We start from the raw sequence: 19,389 nt of genomic DNA, 5'->3' as shown, positions 1-19,389 counted from the left end.
GGGGGTGTCCAGCGTACGACGCCGGATTCGCCGATGCCGGGGCTTGCCGTGGACAAGCCCCTCCCCCTTGACGTGCTCCCTGGCCTGAGTCCAGGGATTCCGGTAAGGACGAGAAGCCGGAGGGACCGAGGGGCGCCGCCCCGCCCTGCGGCACGGTGCGAGGAAGCCACGGCCCAGCGGCTGCGGGGCGGGGCGGCGCCCGGTGCCGGAGAGCCGCTGCTCCCCGGCACCGGGCGCGCCCCCGTGTCCGCGTATCCCCGTGGTCCCCGTATCCCCGTATCCCCCTGTCCCTCTGTCCCTCTGTCCCCGTCGGCCGGCTACTCCGTGGCGATCGCGTTCAGCACGTTCATCCGGCCTGCCCGGAACGCCGGGACCAGGGCCGCGAGCAGACCCACGAACGCCGAACCGATGAAGACCGCGATGATCGTGGGCCACGGGATCTCCAGGACCTTCAGGCCCTGCAGGGCGAGGAGCTTCTGGGCCGTCGCGCCCCAGCCCATGCCCAGGCCCAGCCCCAGCAGGGCGCCGAAGAGGGCGATCACCACCGACTCCAGGCGGATCATCCGGCGCAACTGGCGGCGTGAGAGGCCTATCGCGCGCATCAGGCCGATCTCCCGTGTGCGCTCCACCACCGACAGCGCCAGCGTGTTCACCACACCCAGGACCGCGACGATGATCGCGAGGGCCAGCAGACCGTAGATCATGTTCAGCAGCTGGCCGATCTGGTCCTTCAGTGTCTTCTTGAAGTCGGTCTGGTCACGGACCGTGTACTGCGGATAGTCGTGCAGCGCCGACTTCAGCGACCTGTACGCGGCGGCCTGCTGCCCGTCCTCGGCCGAGGCGAAGACCAGCATGTCGAGCGGCATCCTGTCGGCCGGCACATACTTCGCCACCGTCGCGGTCGACACGTACATCGCGCCCTTGTCGATCACGACATCGTCGCTGGTGATCGCGCGGACCGTCAGCCTGGCCGTCTTGCCGTCCCGGAAGTCGACCGTGACCTTCGAGCCGAGCCGGATGCCGTGCTCCTTGGCGAAGCCCTCGAAGACGGACATCGAGTCGGGCCGGTAGGCGTCCGCGAGGTTCCCGGCGACCGTCGTGGTCCGCAGGTCCTGCGCATACGTCGGGTCGGCGGCGTTGACCGTCTCCTTCGCGGTCGTACGGCCGTCGGGCGTGGTCAGCGAGACGTCCAGGATCCGGTACTCGGTGACCCGCTTCAGGCCTGGCGTCGACTTCACCGCCCGCACCGCCTGGGGGGTGAAGAGCTGGCCGCTGTCCGACTGCACGATGAAGTCGGCGCCGACCGTCTTGTCGAGCTGGTCCGTCGCCGAGGCCACCATCGAGGAGCCCACCACGGACAGGCAGGCGACCAGGGCGAGACCGATCATCAGCGCGGCGCCCGTCGCGCCGGTGCGGCGCGGATTGCGCAGGGCGTTGCGCTCGGCCAGGCGTCCGACCGGCCCGAAGATCCGCAGAATGACCGCGCCGAGCGCCCGGACCACACCGCCCGCGAGCAGCGGGCCCACGACGACGAAGCCGATGAGCGAGAGGACCACACCGAGGCCGAGCCGCAGCGAACCCGCCTTGGCCTGGCCGCCGACGGCGGCCAGATACAGGGCACCGGCGCCGGCACCGGTGAGGAGGACTCCGAGGACGGCCCGCACCCGGCCGGCCTTCGCGTCCACGGGCCCGCCCGAGTCGCGCAGCGCGGCCATCGGGGAGACCTTCCCGGCACGCCGGGCGGGCAGGTACGCGGCCAGGACCGTGACCACGACACCGAGCACGATGCCGATCACCGGAGTCGTCCAGGCGACCGTCAGGTCGTCGGTCGACAGCTGCATGCCCATCGACCCCATGAGCTTCATCAGGCCCACCGCGATGCCGACGCCCGCCCCGACGCCGAGCACCGACCCGAACACTCCGAGCAGCAGAGCCTCCACCAGCACGGAGTTGTTGACCTGCCGCCGCGAGGATCCGATGGCCCGCATCAGGCCGATCTCGCGGGTGCGCTGGGCGACCAGCATGGAGAAGGTGTTGATGATCAGGAAGATGCCGACGAGGAAGGCGATCCCGGCGAAGCCGAGCATCGCGTACTTCATCACGTTCAGGAAGCTCGCGATGCTCTTCTGGTTGGCATCCGAGACCTCCTTGGCGGTCTGCACCTTGTAGCCGCCGCCGAGTCGGGCCGCCACGCTCCGCTTCAGCTGTGCGTCGCTCACCCCGGGGGCGGCCGTGACATTGACGTTCGTGAAGACGCCCGTCCTGCCGACCAGGGTCTGCTGGGCGGTCGACGTGTCCAGGTAGAAGATCGCGGCACCGGGGTTGGTGACGGTGAACGCGGCGATGCCCGAGATCTTCGCGGTGTGCGTGCCGACCGCGCTGATCACGCCGATCTCGTCGCCGAGCCGGAGACGGTGCTTGTCGGCGGTGTCCGCGTCGACCATGACCTGGCCGGAGCCGTGCGGTGCCGCACCGGAGGTGATCTTCATGGTGCGGGCGTCGTTGCGGTTCCAGCTTCCGACGATGGTCGGTGCGCCGCTCGTGGGCGACAGGCTGTGCTTGCCGGCGTCGACGACGGTCACCGAGGTCGAGAAGACCGTGCCCTCCGCCGACCTCACCCCGGCGGTCCGGCGCACCTCACCGAGCACCGAGGCCGGCATGGCGGGCGGTCTGCCGTTGCCGGAGCGGGTCTCGCCGGTGTCCGAGGCGCCCTGCGCGCTGACCGTGACATCGGACGCGGTCGCCGCGAAGAGTTTGTCGAACGTCGTGTTCATCGTGTCGGTGAACACGAGCGTGCCGCAGACGAACGCCACCGACAGCAGGACCGCGACGGCCGACAGGGCCATGCGCCCCTTGTGCGCGAAGAAGGTGCGCATCGAGGTCTTCAGCACGGTCATGACGTACGCCCCCGGGCGTCGAAGTCCTTCATGCGGTCCAGGACCTGGTCCGCGGTGGGCTGGTGCATCTCGTCGACGATCCTGCCGTCGGCCAGATACAGCACCCGGTCGGCGTAGGACGCGGCGACCGGGTCGTGCGTGACCATGACGATGGTCTGGCCCAGCTCGTCGACCGAGTGGCGCAGGAAGCCCAGCACCTCCGCGCCGGCCCGCGAGTCCAGGTTCCCGGTGGGCTCGTCACCGAAGATGATCTCGGGGCGGGCGGCCAGGGCCCGGGCCACGGCGACGCGCTGCTGCTGGCCGCCGGAGAGCTGGGCGGGCCGGTGCTTGAGGCGGCCCGCCAGGCCGACGGTCTCCACGACCCGGTCCAGCCAGGCGCGGTCGGGCTTGCGGCCCGCTATGTCCATGGGAAGCGTGATGTTCTCCAGCGCGTTCAGCGTCGGCAGCAGGTTGAACGCCTGGAAGATGAAGCCGATCCGGTCCCTGCGCAGCCGGGTGAGCCTCTTGTCCTTCAAGCCCGTTATCTCGGTCTCGTCGAGGAAGATCTGACCGCTCGTCACGGTGTCCAGGCCGGCGAGGCAGTGCATCAGCGTGGACTTGCCGGACCCGGAGGGGCCCATGATCGCGGTGAACTGGCCGCGGGCGATGTCCACGTCGACGTGGTCGAGGGCGACGACCCGGGTCTCCCCGGCCCCGTACGCCTTGACGACCTGTCGCGCTCGCGCGGCAACGGCCGTACGCCCTCCAGTGCCCCCGTGCCTGGGAATGGTCACGGCCGATGTCATGACAAATCTCCTCTTTCGATCAGCGAATGAGACGCGCGGTGTCGCGTCGTGTGACAGGGGACGAGACGCGTGGAACCGCGCCCCGTGAGTAGCCCCGTGAGTAAATGACCGGTCATGACCGGCCACGTCGATCAGTCTGGCGGCGGAGGGGTCCGGTCCGCGCTGGTGCCCGGCCCCGTCTCCCGCTGGGGAAAACCCCACCCCTTCCGCTGTGGTCGGCACGACCCCCGTGCGTCCCGGCCGCTCCCCAACGGCGTAAAGCCAGGTTAAGGACGCCCGCCCGCCCGCTCGTCCTCCGCCGGGACGACCTCTCCCCGAGCCCTTGTACGGAGGTCCCCCTAGGGGCCGTCCCCCGACAGGTGGAGCCCTTCTCAGGGTCGGCTCCACCCTCCGGCGGAGTGAGCTTGCACCCTCCCGTCCCGTCAGGGTCAAGTGGGAAGCTTGCATGCAGCGGACAACAGACAAGAGGGGAACCGGTGGACAGGACGAAACCCGCGATAGGCGCAACCGCACAACGCGTCGGAACCGACCGGCGCGGCGCCGTGGTCGCCGCCCTGATGCTGGCGATGGCGCTCGCCGCACTCGACTCGACGATCGTCTCGACGGCCATCCCGCAGATCGTCGGCGACCTCGGCGGCTTCTCCGTCTTCTCCTGGCTCTTCTCGGGCTATCTGCTGGCCGTGACGGTGACGCTGCCCGTCTACGGCAAGCTCTCCGACACCCTGGGCCGCAAACCGGTGCTGATCGCGGGCACCGCCATCTTCCTGCTCGGCTCACTGCTGTGCGCGGTCGCCTGGAACATGGGGGCGCTGATCGCCTTCCGCGTCGTGCAGGGCCTGGGCGGCGGCGCGCTCCAGGGCACGGTCCAGACCCTCGCAGCCGACCTGTACCCCCTTGAGGAACGACCGAAGATCCAGGCCAAACTGTCCACGGTGTGGGCGGTGTCCGCGGTCGCGGGCCCGGCGCTCGGCGGGATCCTCGCCGCGTACGCGGGCTGGCGGTGGATCTTCCTCGTCAACCTGCCCATCGGGGCACTCGCGCTGTGGCTGATCGTCCGTCATCTGCACGAGCCGCACCGCGCGGTGCGCACCCGGCCCCGGATCGACTGGGCGGGCGCGCTCGCGGTGTTCGCCTGCGGAGGCGTCCTGCTGACGGCACTGGTGCAGGGCGGGGTGGCCTGGCCCTGGCTGTCGGCGCCCTCCCTGGCACTGTTCGGCACCGGGCTCGCCCTGGTCGCGGTGGTGGTGGCGGTCGAGCGCCGGGCGGCGGAACCGATCATCCCCGGGTGGGTGTGGCGGCGGCGTACGATCGCCGCGGTCAATCTGGCGCTCGGCGGGCTGGGACTGCTGATGGTGGCCCCGACGGTCTTCCTGCCGACGTACGCACAGGCGGTGCTCGGACTCACCCCGGTCGCAGCCGGATTCGTCCTGTCCGTGTGGACGCTGAGCTGGCCGCTCTCCGCGGCACTGAGCCAGCATGTGTACCGGCGCATCGGGTTCCGCGACACGGCACTGCTCGGGATCGGCGTGGCGGCGCTGCTCCTGCTGGCCTTCCCCTTCCTGCCCTACCCGGGCAAGGCGTGGCAGCCGACCCTGCTGATGCTGTTGCTGGGCGGCGCGCTCGGCCTCTTCCAGCTTCCGCTGATCGTCGGCGTCCAGGCGACGGTGGGCTGGGCCGAACGCGGCACGACGACCGCCTCGGTGCTGTTCTGCCGTCAGACCGGCCAGACCCTGGGAGCGTCCGTCTTCGGCGCGGTGGCCAACGGCGTGCTGGCCGCACGCCTGGGCGGCGCGGGCGACCTGGACTCGATCACCCGCGGCCTCGACACCGGCACCGCGGCCGAGACCACACGCCGGGCGATCGCGGCTGCCGTCCACGCCGTGTACCTGGGCGCGGCGGGCGCCGCCGCGCTCGCGTTCGTGGTCCTGCTGTGCGTGGCACCGCGCCGCTTTCCGGTGCTGGAGGACCCCGCGGACTGAGAGCTCCGGTGCGCGGCCGGCCGACCGGGAACCCGGGTGCGTACGCATGGGAACCGGGTGCCGGCCGGGACGGTCGGCCGACTGCCCCGGCCGGGACGGCCGGAGTCGAAGCGAGCCCGGTGACACCGAGCGGCATCGGCCGTACGAGGTGGTGGAGGGCCGGATCATCCGGGCCGGGGCGGCCCGCAGAAGCGGCTGACCGTCCCGGCTGCGGGGTCCCACTCGGCCCACTCGGCAGGGGTCTACTCCGCCGCGGCCCGGCCCGTCAGCATGGCGAGGCTGTTGCGCACATGGTCCATCTGGGCCTGTACGCAGTCCCACATCTCGCCGTGCTCCCGCAGCACCCGTTCCGTCTCCCGCGCGATCCGGTCCTCCCGCAGCCGCGCCTCGGCGACCAGCTCCGCGGCGCGCGCCTGGGCGTCCCCCTGCACCCGCCGGGCCGACTCCCCGGCCTCGACGAGCGCCCGTTCCGCCTCCGTCAGGGCGCTCTCCGCCTGCGCCACCCGCTCCGCCTCCCGCGCCTGAAGCTCCGCGAGCCGATCGGCCTCCGCCCGCTCCTCGCCCTCCCACCGCTCGGCGTGCTCGCGCTGCTGCTCGACGAGCAGGGCCTCGGTGCGCTGCCGCACCTCCCGCAACGCGGCCAGCACCTCCGCACGCCCCTCCTTGACCTCACGCCGCGCCTCGACCCGTACGTCGTCGGCCTCGGCCCGGGCCGCCAGCAGCCGGGTGCGGATCCGCTCCTCGGCCTCGGCGCGCACCTCGTCGGCGTACGCCTGCGCGGTCTCCCGCACCCGCCGTCCCGCCTCCTCCGCCTCCGCGACCCGGTGCACCGCGTCCTGCCGGGCGCCCTCCCGCACGGCCTCGGCCTCCTCCTGCGCCAGGCCGAACACCCGCCGGGCCCCGTCGCCGAGCGCCTCGTAGGTCTGCGGGGGAAGCTGCGCCACCGTCTCGTGCAGCCGCGCCAGTTCGGCCTCCATGTCCCTGGCCAGCACGGTCAGCCGGGCGGCCCGCTCCCAGGCGGCGTCACGCTCCCGCGAGAGGGCCGCGGTATACGCGTCGGCCCGGTCGGGACGGTAGCCGCGCCGCACGGACACAAAGCCGTGCGGCGACCCCGATGCGCTGCTCATCGTGGAACCCCTCTCCACCTGACCCACACGAAGCGACGATTCGCGCACATCCTTATGGATCAGACGGAAGTGTTCATAACACGACACTCCGCGCATAAGCAATGGACAGGGACGGAGCGGGAGGTGCGCACGGGGTGTTGCGCGCGGGGTCGCACCGGGAACCCCGCACGCCGTCGCACGCCACAGCGCACACACAGCGCACACACAGCGCACACACCGCGCTCCCCCTCCCGCGTCCGCCGGCACGGAAAAGGGCCGGGCCCGAGTCGCACGAAGGTGTGCGACCGGACCCGGCCCTTGACGGAACGTCAGCAGAGGACCGTCACAGCAGGCCGTCCCACATCTGCTCCAGCAGCACCGACCACCAACTGTCCGGCGAACCGAGCGCCGTCGGATCGAGAGCGGCCAACTGCGCCTGGAAGTCGACGGTCCAGCGGCCTGCCTGCTCCTGGTTGAGCCCGTACCTCAGCCGCCACATCCGGCCGAGCAGCGCCAGGGCGCGCACGAACTCGGGCAGCCCCGCGTTCACGTACTGCGGCGGTACGGGAGCACCACCGGGTCCGGCCTCCACCGGCACCGCGACGATGTTCGCCGTGCCGTACTGCACACAGATCGCCTTGCCGAAGTCGCTGCCGAGGACGAGGTACGAGCCCGCGTCCGACGCCGGCGGCAACCCGCGCTCCTGCGCCAGTTCGGCCAGCGTCGGCACCGGCCGGCCCGGCTGGGCCTGCGCCCAGAAGAACGGCCGCATGTCGAGCGGCAGTCCCGCCACCAGCAGGACGTGCGCCACGATCGGCGGCACACCCTGCCGGGACACCGCGGCCTGCTCGAACCGGAAGACACCCGGTCCGAAGGCGGCGGCCAGTTCCTGCGCGATGCCCTCCGGCGGGATCGGCGGCGCGGGCTGCACGGGCGGCAGCGGCGCACGTACCGGACCCGGACGTGCCGGACCATCCGCGACCTGGTGCAACTCACCCTGGTGCGCGAGCAGTTGCCGCATGCCCTGCTGACGCGAGGCATGGTCGGTGCCGTACGGGGCGATGCTGGCGAGCCGGGCCTGCGGCCAGTTCTCCCGGATCATCCGCGCGCAGTAGGCGCCCGGCAGCTCGCACGACTCCAGCTCCGTGTGCAGCTCCAGCACCTGGTCCGGCGGGACGTTCAGGGCGCGCAGCTCATGGAAGATCTGCCACTCCGGGTGCGGGGTGCCCGGCGCCGAACGCCGGATCAGCTGCTGCTCCGAACCGTCCTGCGCGCGGTAGCGCAGCACGGCCTGGTAGCCGGGGCCGACGGTCGGCCTGCCCTGCGGATAACCGTACGACGGCTGCTGCCCCGGCACCGGCCGGCCCGGCACCGGCTGCGGAGCCCCGGGCGGCACACCTGGAACCCCCGGAGGCGGCGGGGGCGCCGCCGGACCGCCCACGTCAGGCCCCGCCGGCATGGTCTCGGCGAGCTGCACGCCACCCGGCGCGGGCGCGGCGGGGGCCGGGACACCGGGAGCGGCGGGGGCACCGGGAGCGCCCGGGACAGCGGGTGCGGCAGGGATGCCGGGAGCGGGCGGCACACCTGGTGCGCCCGGCGCACCAGGAGCGGCCGGGATGCCGGAAGGGCTGGGTATGCCCGGAGGGGTGGGCGGGCCCGGAGGGTTCGGCGCGCCCGGAGTGCCCGGCGGCACGCCCGGACCGACGGGCGGTCCCGCGAGCATCGTGGCCGCGTCGTCCACGCCCCCCGGCGCACCGGTCGACGCATGCGGAGCGCCCGGCACCTGCGGCGCGCCCGGGGCCGCAGGGGTGCCGGGACCGTCCGGGCCGAGCTGCGGGACGAGTTGCGTGGGGGCGTAACCGCCCGCGGGAGCGACCGGCGCCGCAGGCTGAGGCGTGGCACCGGGCCGCGCTCCCGGCATGTCGGGAGCGCCGGGCGAAGGCGGCGCACCACCGGCGCGCGCGGCGCGCGGCGGTGCCGCCTTGCTGGTCGCGGCGTCCGCGATGTCCTCGGCGTTCGGCGCGCGCCGCGGCCCGGGCGCGGACGGACCGGCCGGAGGCCGCGGCACACCGGGCGGAGGAGTCCCCGGCACCCCGCCGGCCGCCTGCGGATAGCCGTACGACGGCACCCCGGGGGGCGGAGGCGGACCCTGCGGCACCCTCGGCGGCTGCGGCCCACCGGCCGGTGGAGGCCCGGGGGGCGGAGGCGGACCCTGCGGCACCCCCGGCGGAGGCGTCTCCGCGGCCGACGCAACAGACGCCGACGACGCAGGCGACGCGAACGGCGACCCCGGCGGCGTGCCCCCCTCGGAGTCGCTCAACGGCGGCGCGAACACGGTCTCCGGCAGCGGCACCGAACGGTCCTCGCCCGCCTCGGCGTTGGTGTCGGTCCCCGCCCACGGGGTCGCCCCCGCGGGCGCGACCGGCACCGCGTCCCGCGCCTCGTCACCGCCCCCGGCCGCGGGCCACGACGCCGCAGACGCCGGACCCGCGCCCCCCGAGGTACCGGAAACGTCCTGCGCAGCCGACGCATCCACGACACCGGCGGCCGAAGGCGCACCCGCACCCGCCGACCCCCCGCCGCCCTGCCGGTGGCCTTGAATCCCGATCCGGTCCGCCGCCTCCTGGAGCCACTCCGGCGGGCTCAGCAGAAACGACGTCTGGTTCAGATCCGACCGGGCCGCGGGCGCCGGCCGCGCCGCCGTCTCCTTCGCCCCGTACTCCTCCTCGTAACGGCGGATCACCTCACCCACCGGCAGCCCCGGCCACAGCGTCGCCTCACCGCTGTCCCGGGCGATGACGAGCCGCTGCGCGCCCCCGTCCGACCGCAGCCCCTCGGCCCGGTCCTCCGCCCACACCACGAACCCGAGCCCGAACTCCCGTACCCGCACCTCACGATGCTGGTACGACGGCACGTCCCCGTTGATCCACTCTTCCGCGCGCTCCTGCGCCTGAGCGAACGTCACCATCGCCCGAACTCACTCCCCTGCCTCGGACGCCGACGACACCGGCACCGCACGCGCGAACCCGCCGTCCACCATCAGATTCGCCACGGTCTCCAGCTCCGGCGGACTGCCCGCGAGCCGGGACAGAAACCTGTCGAAGTCGTCACCGCACGGCAGCAGCAGCCGCTCCACCCGCTCGGCGGGCGTCCACGACGCATCCACGTCCCGTGCGTCGTCGTACGCGCAGAACCAGACCGAGCCGACCCGGTCACCCCGCACCTTCACGGCCAGCAGACCGCCCTGCACGAAACCGACACCCAGGTAGTCCTTCGTCAGATGGTCCCGCAGGCACTTGTTCACGTACACCAGGTCGTTGACCGCCGCCTCGTCGCGCACCGTGAAGAACGGCTGGTCGACCAACAACCCCAACTCCACGTCCAGCGCCACCCCCACCGGCGCACAACCGCCCGCCGCCTTCAGGAACGACCGGTACGCACCCGGCAGCCGGTAGCCCAGATCCTCCTCGACACCCTGGACCTGCTGCTCGGTCACCGCCACCGAGGACTTCGGCAGCCCGAAGTGCGCCGGACGCGCCTCCTGCAACGGCCGCGTCCCCCGCTTGCCCTGGTCGACGGCCGCCGTCGCGATCCCGCCGTGGTGCCGCAGCAACGCCTTCACCTCGACCGGGACCAGCTCCAGCCGACGCGCCCCACGGACGTGATGCCACGTCCAACCGTGCGGCGTCGCCACCGCGCCAGTCGTGTCCCACAACTCGTGCCCGGACAGCGCCAGCGCCGCGTTCGCCGACACATAGTCGGTCAGCCGCAACTCGTCCACGCCGAAACCCACCGGCGGATCCGCGATCTCCGCGACGGCACGGGCGTAGGGCGAGAAGTCGGGATAGCCGTACGCGTCCACCCGCACCCCTCTCGGATGACGAGCGGCCCGGACCGGGTCCGGAAAGTGCACGACCTGCCCCGCGTAGGCCGCGTTGGGCGGCGCGGCGTGTCCCCCGGCCTGGCTGCCGGGGGGTACCCCCAGCCCGAGCCGACCTGTCGTCATGACGGTTGCCCCCTGCGGCGATCTGTCTGGCCTGTACGGCGGTGTCGTTCACGGACGTCGACCAGCCTATGCGGTACGACGACACCGGTCACCGGGCCACCGGAGCCACCCGGCCGGCGGCCCCCGGTACCGTGACCAGCCGTCACCCGGCCGTGACCGTACGCCGAAGCCCTGGCGTGTCGCGGTGCCCCAGCTTCCGTACCGGCCACGGCATTTGGCAGGCTGTGTCCCGCTCGGGGGATGCAAGGGAGGGGAAGAAGATCATGAACGCCACACAAACAGACACGTCAGGCGACCCACGCATCGGCTGGAGCTTCGCCGAGGCGACCCCCACCCCCACCCTCCGTCACCGCCGCGACGGCATACTCCCCACCGTCGCCGCCGCCCTCTCCGTCCGCGGCGCCACCCTCACCTGCACCGCCGCACGCGCCGACCAGCCGCCCGCCCTGCACCCGCTCGTCCAGGACTTCCTCGACAGCCTCGCCAGCGGCCAGCGCGACCGCTTCACCGGACGGTGCGCCGAGGCGATCCTCATCTCCCGCCACATCACCGCCACCGACGCCGCCCGCAGCAAGCGCGCCTCCCGCAGGCCGATGACCAACGGCGAGGCCCGCAAGGCCCTCAAGCAGGCCAAACTCACCGCCCGCCGCATCCGCGAGGACGGCGACCCCCTGCACGGCAGCTTCGCCGCGCCCTGCCGCGCCTGCACCGCGCTCAGCAACCACTTCGGCGTACGCATCGTCGACCCCACCGCGCGGGACTGACCTTCCTCCCCCAAGCTCCAAGCCCCACCTCCCCGAACGTGAATCACCACACACCGCACGACGCACACCGCACGACGGCGCACGCGCCGGTCCACGGCACTCGACGAACGAAGGGCAGATGCACGCCGACCGCTCCTCAAGCACACGTTTCCCCGTCCCCGTGGACGCCGCACTGCGCGCCGCCGGCTGGCAACCGGGCCGCTGGAACATAAAACAGGCGGAACACTGGGCCGACACCCTGCGCGGCCACACCTCCCCGGCGGGCCACCGGCACGCGGTGTTCCCCGCGGCCGTCGAGGCATGGGCGGAATTCGGCGACCTCCACATCACCGCACAGAGCCCCGGCCGCCAGCTCGCCCCCGCCACCCTCCACCTGGATCCCCTGCACGGCCTCCACCTGGCCCGCACCCTCGGCGACCTCGGCCGCGCCCTCGACACCGAGGTCTGCCCCCTCGGCGAGGAAACCGACAGCCGCACCCTGCTCGCCATCGACACCGAGGGCCGCGTCTACGCCCTCGACCACACCGGCGACTGGTACGTGGGCCCCGACATCGACCGCGCCCTCACCACCCTGCTGACAGGCATCGAGCCGGTACGCCTCACCGCCGGGTGACGGTCCAGGCGCACACCACGCGCCGGCCGGCGACGGGACCGAACGGGACCGGCCCCACGGCACCCGCTACGCCGCACCGGCCGGAATCACCGCCGACACCCGGAACCCGCCCGCATCCGTCGGCCCCGACACGAACGCCCCGCCCAGCGCGCTGACCCGCTCCTTCATCCCCACCAGGCCATTGCCCCCGCTGGGCAGCCGCACGGCCCGAGCCGACCCCGGCTCCGGCGGCGGCTCGTTCTCCACCTGCATCGCGATCTCCGCCGTACGGTGAGCGAGCCGCACATGCGTCTTCGCGCCCGCCGCATGCTTGTGCACGTTGGTCAGCGCCTCCTGCACCACCCGGTACGCGGTCTGCTCGACCATCGGCGCATACAACCGCACCTCGCCCTCCACCGAGAGGTTCACCACCATCCCGGCCGCCGCCGACTGCCCGATCAGCTCCTCCAGCTCGGCCAGGCACGGCCCCTCCGAGGAGTCCTCGACGACCCGCGACGCCGCCGCCGCGGCCGCCGCCCCCACGGCCGCCAACGGCACCGCGGCCGGGGCGGGCCGCCCCACGGCCCCCTCCCCCGTCCGCAGCACCCCGAGCATCTCCCGCAGCTCCGTCAGCGCCTGCCGCCCCATGTCCCCGACCAGCGCGGCGTTCTTGACCGCCTTCTCGGGATCCTTCCGGGCCACGGCCTGCAGCGCGGCGGCGTGCACGACCATGAGGCTCACCCGGTGGGCCACGACGTCGTGCATCTCCCGGGCGATCCGGGTCCGCTCCTCGTTCCGCGCCCACTCGGCCCGCTCCTCCGCCCGCTCCGCGAGCAGCATCAGCTCCCGCTCCAGCGAGTCGGCCCGCTCCCGCAGGCTCTCCATCAGCCGCCGCCGGGCGCCGATGTAGAGCCCGAGCAGCAGCGGCGGAGCCGTCATGCCCAGCGCCGTGGTGACGGACAGAAAGGGAATGAACCCCCCGGCGATGGACAGATCACCCCGGACCATCCCCTGATGGGCGCGCACGTACGTCACGATGAACATCGCGGCGAACGACATGCCCGCGAGGGCCGCGGTGATCCGCCGGGGCAGCTCCGAGGCGGCCAGGGTGTACAGCCCGACCACGCTCATCAGGAACCCCATCTGGGCGGGCGTGATCGCGATGGACACGAGCACCACGGCGATCGGCCACCGGCGCCGCAGCAGCAGGGTGAGACCGGCGAACAGCCCGAACACCACCCCCACGGGGACGAACAGGCCGGCGTCCCGCGAGAACTGGATCCCCTCGACCGCGCACTCCCCGGCGGACAGCGCGGCAAGCGAGATGTCGAGCACGGCACTGCGCCACCGCGCCCACCACCAGGGGCCCTCCCCGGCCCCCGCGCGGACTTCCCCCGTCGTGGTCATGGGTCCAGCCTACGGGCGCGGAGCGGAGGTTTTCCGGTGAGTTTCCACGGCGGCGCCACACCACACTCCGTAATCGAACAGAAGCGAAACCATCCAGAATCCCACGAACTGCTGAATCGCACACCGTTCGACCCCGGAAGCCCGGATTCCACCCGAGGTTTTGTCCATGGCACAGACACAGGGGAAGTACGCGGACTTCGAGGGCCTCAGGGAGCGGGCGGTGGCGCTGCGACGGGCCGGCTACAGCCTTCGGCAGATCCGCGACGAGCTGAAGATTTTCAACAACGACCTCCTCAACCGACTGGTGAAGGGCGAGCCCCCACCGGCCTGGACGAAACGCCCGAACGCCAAGGACGACCTGCGCGCCAGGGCGAGGGAGCTACGGCTCCAGGGGTGGACATACGACCGAATCGAGGCGGAACTGGGGTGTTCGAGGAGCTCGGTCTCACTGTGGGTACGAGACCTGCCGAGGCCCGAGCGGAGGCGCAGCCCCGAGGAGGCCGCAGCAATCGCCCGGCGGGGCTGGGAGGAGAAGCTGCGCATCCGGGACGAGGAACGGCGGCGAACCAAGGAGGCGGCCAAGCAGTCGATCGGCGAGCTTTCACCCCGCGAGCTGTTCCTGGTGGGCGTGGGGCTCTACTGGGCCGAGGGCGGCAAGGACAAGCCGTACGCCCGCCGCGAGAACGTCACCTTCGTCAACAGCGATCCGGGGGTGATCAAGGCGTACCTCGCCTGGCTCGACCTCCTGGAGGTCGAGCCGGAGCGCCGACGCTACGCCGTCATGATTCACGAGTCCGCCGACATCGCAGGCGCCGAACGGTACTGGGCCGCCCTCGTCGGCGCCGACAGCTCGGCGTTCAACAAGACCACCCTCAAGAAGCACAACCCGAAAACGGCGCGCAAGAACGTCGGCGCCGCCTACCGGGGCTGCTTGGTGATCAAAGTTCTCAAGGGAGCCGACTTGTACCGTCGCATCGAGGGCTGGTGGTGCGGCATAGTAGGTGCCGCGACCACAGCGGACTAGCAACATGTCCCTTTTGGTCGACTTACACTCCCCTGTGGTGTAATCGGCAACACGGGTCACTTTGGATGATTTGTTCCAGGTTCGAGTCCTGGCAGGGGAGCACAGCTCGGTTCGGGCCCTGACAGCACCGTCAGGGCCCGCTCTCATGTCCTCCCAGGAACACCCCGGTATCCTGCGGGTGTCCACCCCACCCCATGAAGCCGAAGGGCATCCCCGTGAGCGCCATCCGCCCGGCCGCCGTCGTCGTTCTCGCAGCGGGTGAGGGCACCCGTATGAAGTCGGTCACACCCAAGGTCCTGCACGACATCTGCGGCCGTTCCCTCGTCGGGCATGTACTCGCCGCCGCGGGCGAGTTGCAGCCCGAGAACCTCGTCGTCGTCGTGGGCCACGCCCGCGAGCAGGTCGGTGCCCATCTCGCCGAGATCGACCCGGGCGTCCGCACCGCGGTCCAGGCCCAGCAGAACGGCACCGGCCACGCCGTCCGGATGGCCCTGGAGGAGCTGGGCGGTTCGGTCGACGGGACCGTGGTCGTCGTGTGCGGAGACACCCCGCTGCTCACCGGCGAGACGCTCCGGCGCCTGGCCGGCACCCACCAGGAGGACGGCAACGCCGTCACGGTGCTCAGCGCGGAGGTCCCCGACGCCACCGGCTACGGCCGCATCGTCCGGGACGACACCGGTGCCGTCACCGCCATCGTCGAGCACAAGGACGCCTCCGACGCCCAGCGTGCGATCCGTGAGATCAACTCCGGTGTCTTCGCCTTCGACGGGCGGCTCCTGGCCGAGGCCCTGAAGCAGGTCAGGACCGACAACAGCCAGGGCGAGGAGTATCTGACCGACGTGCTCGGCATCCTGCGGACGGCCGGGCACCGGGTCGGCGCGTCCGTCGCGGGCGACCACCGGGAGATCGCCGGCATCAACAACCGGGTGCAGCTGGCCGAGGCCCGCCGCACCCTCAACGACCGCCTGCTGGCCGAGGCGATGCTGGCGGGCGTCACGATCGTCGATCCGGCGACCACATGGGTCGATGTGACGGTCACCTTCGAGCAGGACGCGGTGGTTCAGCCGGCGACGCAGCTGATCGGGGCCACGCACATCGGCGAGGGCGCCGAGGTCGGGCCCAACTCGCGGCTGAAGGACACCCGGGTGGGTGCGGGGGCGCGGGTGGACAACACCGTCTCCGACGGCGCGGTCGTGGGGCCGCGGGCGTCCGTGGGTCCGTACGCGTATCTGCGGCCCGGTACGCGTCTGGGTGCGCAGTCCAAGGTCGGCACGTACGTGGAGACCAAGAACGCCTCCATCGGCGAGGGCACGAAGGTGCCGCATCTGTCGTACGTGGGGGACGCGACAATCGGCGAGTACACGAACATCGGTGCGGCGAGTGTCTTCGTGAACTATGACGGACAGGACAAACACCACACGACGGTGGGGTCTCACTGCCGCACCGGTTCGGACAACATGTTTGTGGCGCCTGTCACGATCGGGGACGGCGCGTACACCGCCGCGGGGTCCGTGATCACGAAGGACGTGCCGCCCGGTTCGCTGGCCGTGGCCCGTGGTCAGCAGCGGAATATCGAGGGCTGGGTGGCCCGTAAGCGTCCCGGGAGCGCGGCGGCGAAGGCGGCCGAGGCGGCGTCCCGGGAGCCGGATGGCGAAGACTGAGCGGAAACAGGTGCGTCTGACACGGCGTACCGTGATAAGTGCACACCCGCACCCCCACCAGCCGGGACAGCCGCTCGCATCCCGCGGACGCGGCTGCGCAAGGCCACTCGCACCGGGCTGAGAACACCTCTGAGGAGACAGTGCTGTGACCGGGATCAAGACGACCGGCAAGAAGAAGTTGATGTTCTTCTCCGGCCGCGCCCACCCCGAGCTTGCCCAGGAGGTCGCCCACCAGTTGGGTGTCGGGGTCGTCCCGACGAAGGCCTTCGACTTCGCGAACGGCGAGATCTACGTCCGCTACGAGGAGTCGGCGCGTGGCGCCGACTGCTTCCTGATCCAGAGCCACACGGCGCCGATCAACAAGTGGATCATGGAGCAGCTGATCATGATCGATGCGCTGAAGCGCGCGTCGGCCCGCTCCATTACGGTGATCGTGCCGTTCTACGGTTACGCACGGCAGGACAAGAAGCACCGGGGACGTGAACCGATTTCGGCGCGTCTGATCGCGGACCTGATGAAGACGGCCGGCGCGGACCGCATCCTCACGGTGGATCTGCACACGGACCAGATCCAGGGCTTCTTCGACGGCCCGGTGGACCACCTGTTCGCGCTGCCGCTGCTGGCGGACTATGTGGGCCAGAAGGTGGACCGCGACAAGCTGACCGTGGTGTCGCCGGACGCGGGCCGGGTGCGGGTCGCCGACCGCTGGTGCGACCGTCTGGGTGCGCCGCTGGCGATCGTGCACAAGCGGCGCGACAAGGACGTGGCGAACCAGGTGACGGTGCATGAGGTCGTCGGTGATGTGAAGGGCCGTATCTGTGTCCTGGTCGACGACATGATCGACACGGGTGGCACGATCTGCGGGGCCGCGGACGCGCTGTTCGCGCATGGCGCGGAGGACGTGATCGTGACGGCCACGCACGGTGTGCTGTCGGGTCCGGCGGCGGACCGTCTGAAGAACTCGAAGGTGAGCGAGTTCGTGTTCACGAACACGCTGCCGACGCCGGGTGAGCTGGAGCTGGACAAGATCACGGTGCTGTCGATCGCGCCGACGATCGCGAGTGCGGTGCGTGAGGTGTTCGAGGACGGCTCGGTGACGAGCCTGTTCGACGAGCAGTGATGCCGCCCGGCCGGTGATACGGCCCGGCGGGTGATCCTTTTGGGTGCGGCCTCCCTCTCCGAGTAGACTGCTCGAGTTGCTCGGCGAGGGAGGCCGTACTCATGCGGTACGGCGGTCCGTAATCGACGCGCTCTTCGTAGCAGGCCGTTCGTGGCCGGGTGACCTCCCCAGGCTCCAAGGAGCAGGGGGACCCCCATCGTTCGCTGATTTCTACGAGGAGTGAAGAAGATGTCCGAGGTGAAGCTCGCCGCCGAGACGCGCACCGAGTTCGGCAAGGGTGCCGCGCGTCGTGTCCGCCGCGAGAACAAGGTTCCGGGTGTGCTGTACGGCCACGGTGCGCAGCCGCTGCACCTGACGCTGCCGGGTCACGAGCTGCTGCTGGCGCTGCGTACGCCGAACGTGCTGCTCTCGCTGGACATCGACGGCAAGACCAACGAGCTGGCGATTCCGAAGGCCGTGCAGCGTGACCCGCTGAAGGGCTTCCTGGAGCACGTCGACCTGCTGCTGGTGAAGCGCGGCGAGAAGGTCACCGTCGAGATTCCGGTGCACGCCGAGGGCGAGCTGGCCGCCGGTGGCAACCTGCTGGAGCACGTCCTGAACGCGCTGCCGGTCGAGGCCGAGGCCACGCACATCCCCGAGGCGGTCGTCGTCTCGGTGCAGGGTCTGGAGGCCGGTGCCTCGATCCTCGCCAAGGACATCGTTCTGCCGAGCGGTGTGGCGCTGGCCGTCGACGGGGACGCGGTCGTGCTGCAGGTCCTGGCCGCGCAGGCCGAGGAGGCGCCCGCGGGCGCCGAGGGCGAAGAGGCCGCCGAGGCCTGATCCTCACCGTCATCGTTTTGTCAGCCGCTGTTCCCGGGAGGGGCAGCGGCTGGCGCGTATCAAGGAGACATGGACGTGACGACCGACGCGGGCGGTCCCTGGCTGATCGTGGGCCTCGGCAATCCGGGGCCTGAGTACGCGATGAACCGGCACAATGTCGGGTTCATGGCGGCCGATCTGCTGGCCGGGCGGATCGGGGGGAAGTTCAAGCGGGCGGGCAAGGCGCAGGCGCAGGTCGTGGAGGGGCGGATCGGTCCGCCGGGTCCGGGGAACCGCCGGGTGATTCTGGCGAAGCCGATGTCGTACATGAATCTGTCGGGTGGCCCGGTGAACGCCCTTCGGGACTTCTACAAGGTGCCGGTGGGCCATGTCGTGGCCGTGCACGACGAGCTGGACATCGAATACGGGACGCTGCGGCTGAAGCTGGGCGGCGGTGACAACGGCCACAACGGGCTGAAGTCGATCACGAAGGCGATGGGTGCGGACTATCACCGGGTGCGGTTCGGGATCGGGCGTCCTCCGGGGCGGATGCAGGTCGCGGATTTCGTGCTGAAGGACTTCTCGTCGGCGGAGCGCAAGGAGCTGGACTACTTCGTGGACCGTGCGGTGGACGCGGTGGAGTGTCTGGTGATCGACGGGCTGGAGCGGGCGCAAAGCACGTACAACTCCTGACTTGTCCGTCTGCCGGGCGAGGCCGGAGTTGACCAGGTGCGCGGGCATGGCCAAGGATCGCGGCCATGCCTTCTGCCGTCTCCTCTTCTCAGGGTGCCGTCGTGGTGCTGCGGTTCGGGCGGCTCGCGGTGATGGGCACGGTCGCCGCGTTGATCGTCGTCGCCGGTGTCTGGGGTTCGTGGGGCACCGCGCAGTACGTGATGCTGGCCAAGGGCCGCGAGCAGGGCACCATGACGGTGGCCCGGTGTGCCGGCGATTCGTGCAGCGGTCCGTACGCGCCGTCGTCCGCGGGGTCGGCGGCCCGCAAGCGCGTCGTGATCCCCCACTCGGTGGCGGTGCGGCAGGGTGAGGTCCTCACCGTGGCGGTGAAGCCGGGCTCCGACGAGGTGGTGCGGACGGGCCCGGCGGGTGTGCTGTATGCCTGGCTTCCGCTGGCCGGTGCTCTGCTCCTGGCCTCGGTGGTGGTGGCCGGCGGGCTGCGGATGCCGCGTACCGCCTGGGCGTTGGCGGGGACGGGGTTCGTGTTGCTGACGGCGACGTTCTTCGCTCTGCAGTAG

Annotated in this window: 15 protein-coding genes and 1 tRNA gene; 10 read left to right on the top strand and 6 right to left on the bottom strand. The window is 71.6% G+C overall.

Annotation, left to right across the window (positions count from 1 at the left end; all coding sequences use genetic code 11):
* Positions 1 to 317: 317 nt before the first annotated feature.
* The gene (locus ACWD5Q_RS06380; protein ID WP_451425871.1) at positions 318 to 2,897 is read right to left on the bottom strand and encodes an ABC transporter permease; all 2,580 of its coding nucleotides are present in this window, start codon (positions 2,895 to 2,897) and stop codon (positions 318 to 320) included.
* Positions 2,894 to 3,682 (bottom strand): ABC transporter ATP-binding protein, encoded by a 789-nt coding sequence (locus ACWD5Q_RS06375; protein WP_451425870.1) that lies wholly within the window; start codon positions 3,680 to 3,682, stop codon positions 2,894 to 2,896. Before ACWD5Q_RS06375 ends, ACWD5Q_RS06380 begins: the two co-directional genes overlap by 4 nt.
* 476 nt (positions 3,683 to 4,158) lie before the next feature.
* On the opposite strand from ACWD5Q_RS06375, the gene ACWD5Q_RS06370 reads away from it, so the two are divergent.
* A complete protein-coding gene (locus ACWD5Q_RS06370) occupies positions 4,159 to 5,661 on the top strand; it encodes an MFS transporter (protein WP_451425869.1) in 1,503 nt (500 codons plus the stop codon).
* A gap of 242 nt (positions 5,662 to 5,903) precedes the next feature.
* Here ACWD5Q_RS06370 and ACWD5Q_RS06365 read toward each other — a convergent pair whose 3' ends face one another.
* The 3 genes from ACWD5Q_RS06365 to ACWD5Q_RS06355 all read right to left on the bottom strand — a co-directional run bounded on the left by ACWD5Q_RS06365 (position 5,904) and on the right by ACWD5Q_RS06355 (position 10,773).
* Complete coding sequence (locus tag ACWD5Q_RS06365) at positions 5,904 to 6,788, bottom strand: cellulose-binding protein (protein WP_451425868.1); 885 nt, start codon at positions 6,786 to 6,788, stop codon at positions 5,904 to 5,906.
* A gap of 322 nt (positions 6,789 to 7,110) precedes the next feature.
* Positions 7,111 to 9,735, bottom strand: a complete 2,625-nt coding sequence (locus tag ACWD5Q_RS06360) for an SUKH-4 family immunity protein (RefSeq protein WP_451425867.1) — start codon at positions 9,733 to 9,735, stop codon at positions 7,111 to 7,113.
* 9 nt (positions 9,736 to 9,744) lie between these two features.
* Positions 9,745 to 10,773 carry an SMI1/KNR4 family protein gene (locus tag ACWD5Q_RS06355; RefSeq protein WP_451425866.1) on the bottom strand — a complete coding sequence of 343 codons (1,029 nt, stop codon included), beginning with the start codon at positions 10,771 to 10,773 and terminating at the stop codon, positions 9,745 to 9,747.
* 263 nt (positions 10,774 to 11,036) lie between these two features.
* Here ACWD5Q_RS06355 and ACWD5Q_RS06350 point away from each other — a divergent pair, with 263 nt between their 5' ends.
* Together ACWD5Q_RS06350 and ACWD5Q_RS06345 are read left to right on the top strand one after the other, a co-directional pair.
* Positions 11,037 to 11,537, top strand: coding sequence for a YwqJ-related putative deaminase (locus tag ACWD5Q_RS06350; RefSeq protein ID WP_451425865.1), 501 nt, complete (start codon positions 11,037 to 11,039; stop codon positions 11,535 to 11,537).
* 118 nt (positions 11,538 to 11,655) lie between these two features.
* Complete coding sequence (locus ACWD5Q_RS06345; RefSeq protein WP_451425864.1) at positions 11,656 to 12,150, top strand: SUKH-3 domain-containing protein; 495 nt, start codon at positions 11,656 to 11,658, stop codon at positions 12,148 to 12,150.
* Between the two features lie 66 nt (positions 12,151 to 12,216).
* Here the strand turns inward: ACWD5Q_RS06345 and ACWD5Q_RS06340 are convergent, their stop codons facing one another.
* Positions 12,217 to 13,536, bottom strand: coding sequence for a sensor histidine kinase (locus ACWD5Q_RS06340; RefSeq protein WP_451425863.1), 1,320 nt, complete (start codon positions 13,534 to 13,536; stop codon positions 12,217 to 12,219).
* A gap of 166 nt (positions 13,537 to 13,702) precedes the next feature.
* Between ACWD5Q_RS06340 and ACWD5Q_RS06335 the strand changes: the two genes are divergently transcribed.
* From ACWD5Q_RS06335 to ACWD5Q_RS06305, 7 genes are all read left to right on the top strand, one after another.
* Complete coding sequence (locus ACWD5Q_RS06335; protein ID WP_451425862.1) at positions 13,703 to 14,560, top strand: hypothetical protein; 858 nt, start codon at positions 13,703 to 13,705, stop codon at positions 14,558 to 14,560.
* Between the two features lie 28 nt (positions 14,561 to 14,588).
* Positions 14,589 to 14,660 (top strand) — tRNA-Gln (locus tag ACWD5Q_RS06330).
* Between the two features lie 115 nt (positions 14,661 to 14,775).
* Positions 14,776 to 16,221 carry a bifunctional UDP-N-acetylglucosamine diphosphorylase/glucosamine-1-phosphate N-acetyltransferase GlmU gene (glmU, locus tag ACWD5Q_RS06325; RefSeq protein ID WP_451425861.1) on the top strand — a complete coding sequence of 482 codons (1,446 nt, stop codon included), beginning with the start codon at positions 14,776 to 14,778 and terminating at the stop codon, positions 16,219 to 16,221.
* 145 nt (positions 16,222 to 16,366) lie between these two features.
* Positions 16,367 to 17,341, top strand: coding sequence for a ribose-phosphate diphosphokinase (locus tag ACWD5Q_RS06320; protein WP_451425860.1), 975 nt, complete (start codon positions 16,367 to 16,369; stop codon positions 17,339 to 17,341).
* 228 nt (positions 17,342 to 17,569) lie between these two features.
* Entirely contained in the window at positions 17,570 to 18,160 is a 591-nt protein-coding gene (locus ACWD5Q_RS06315; protein ID WP_451425859.1) for a 50S ribosomal protein L25/general stress protein Ctc, read from the top strand.
* Between the two features lie 69 nt (positions 18,161 to 18,229).
* Entirely contained in the window at positions 18,230 to 18,832 is a 603-nt protein-coding gene (pth, locus tag ACWD5Q_RS06310) for an aminoacyl-tRNA hydrolase (protein ID WP_451425858.1), read from the top strand.
* A gap of 65 nt (positions 18,833 to 18,897) precedes the next feature.
* Complete coding sequence (locus ACWD5Q_RS06305) at positions 18,898 to 19,389, top strand: hypothetical protein (protein ID WP_451425857.1); 492 nt, start codon at positions 18,898 to 18,900, stop codon at positions 19,387 to 19,389.

It is taken from the genome of Streptomyces sp. NPDC002513 (assembly GCF_053595355.1).
This window is presented reverse-complemented; position numbering and strand designations above follow the sequence as displayed.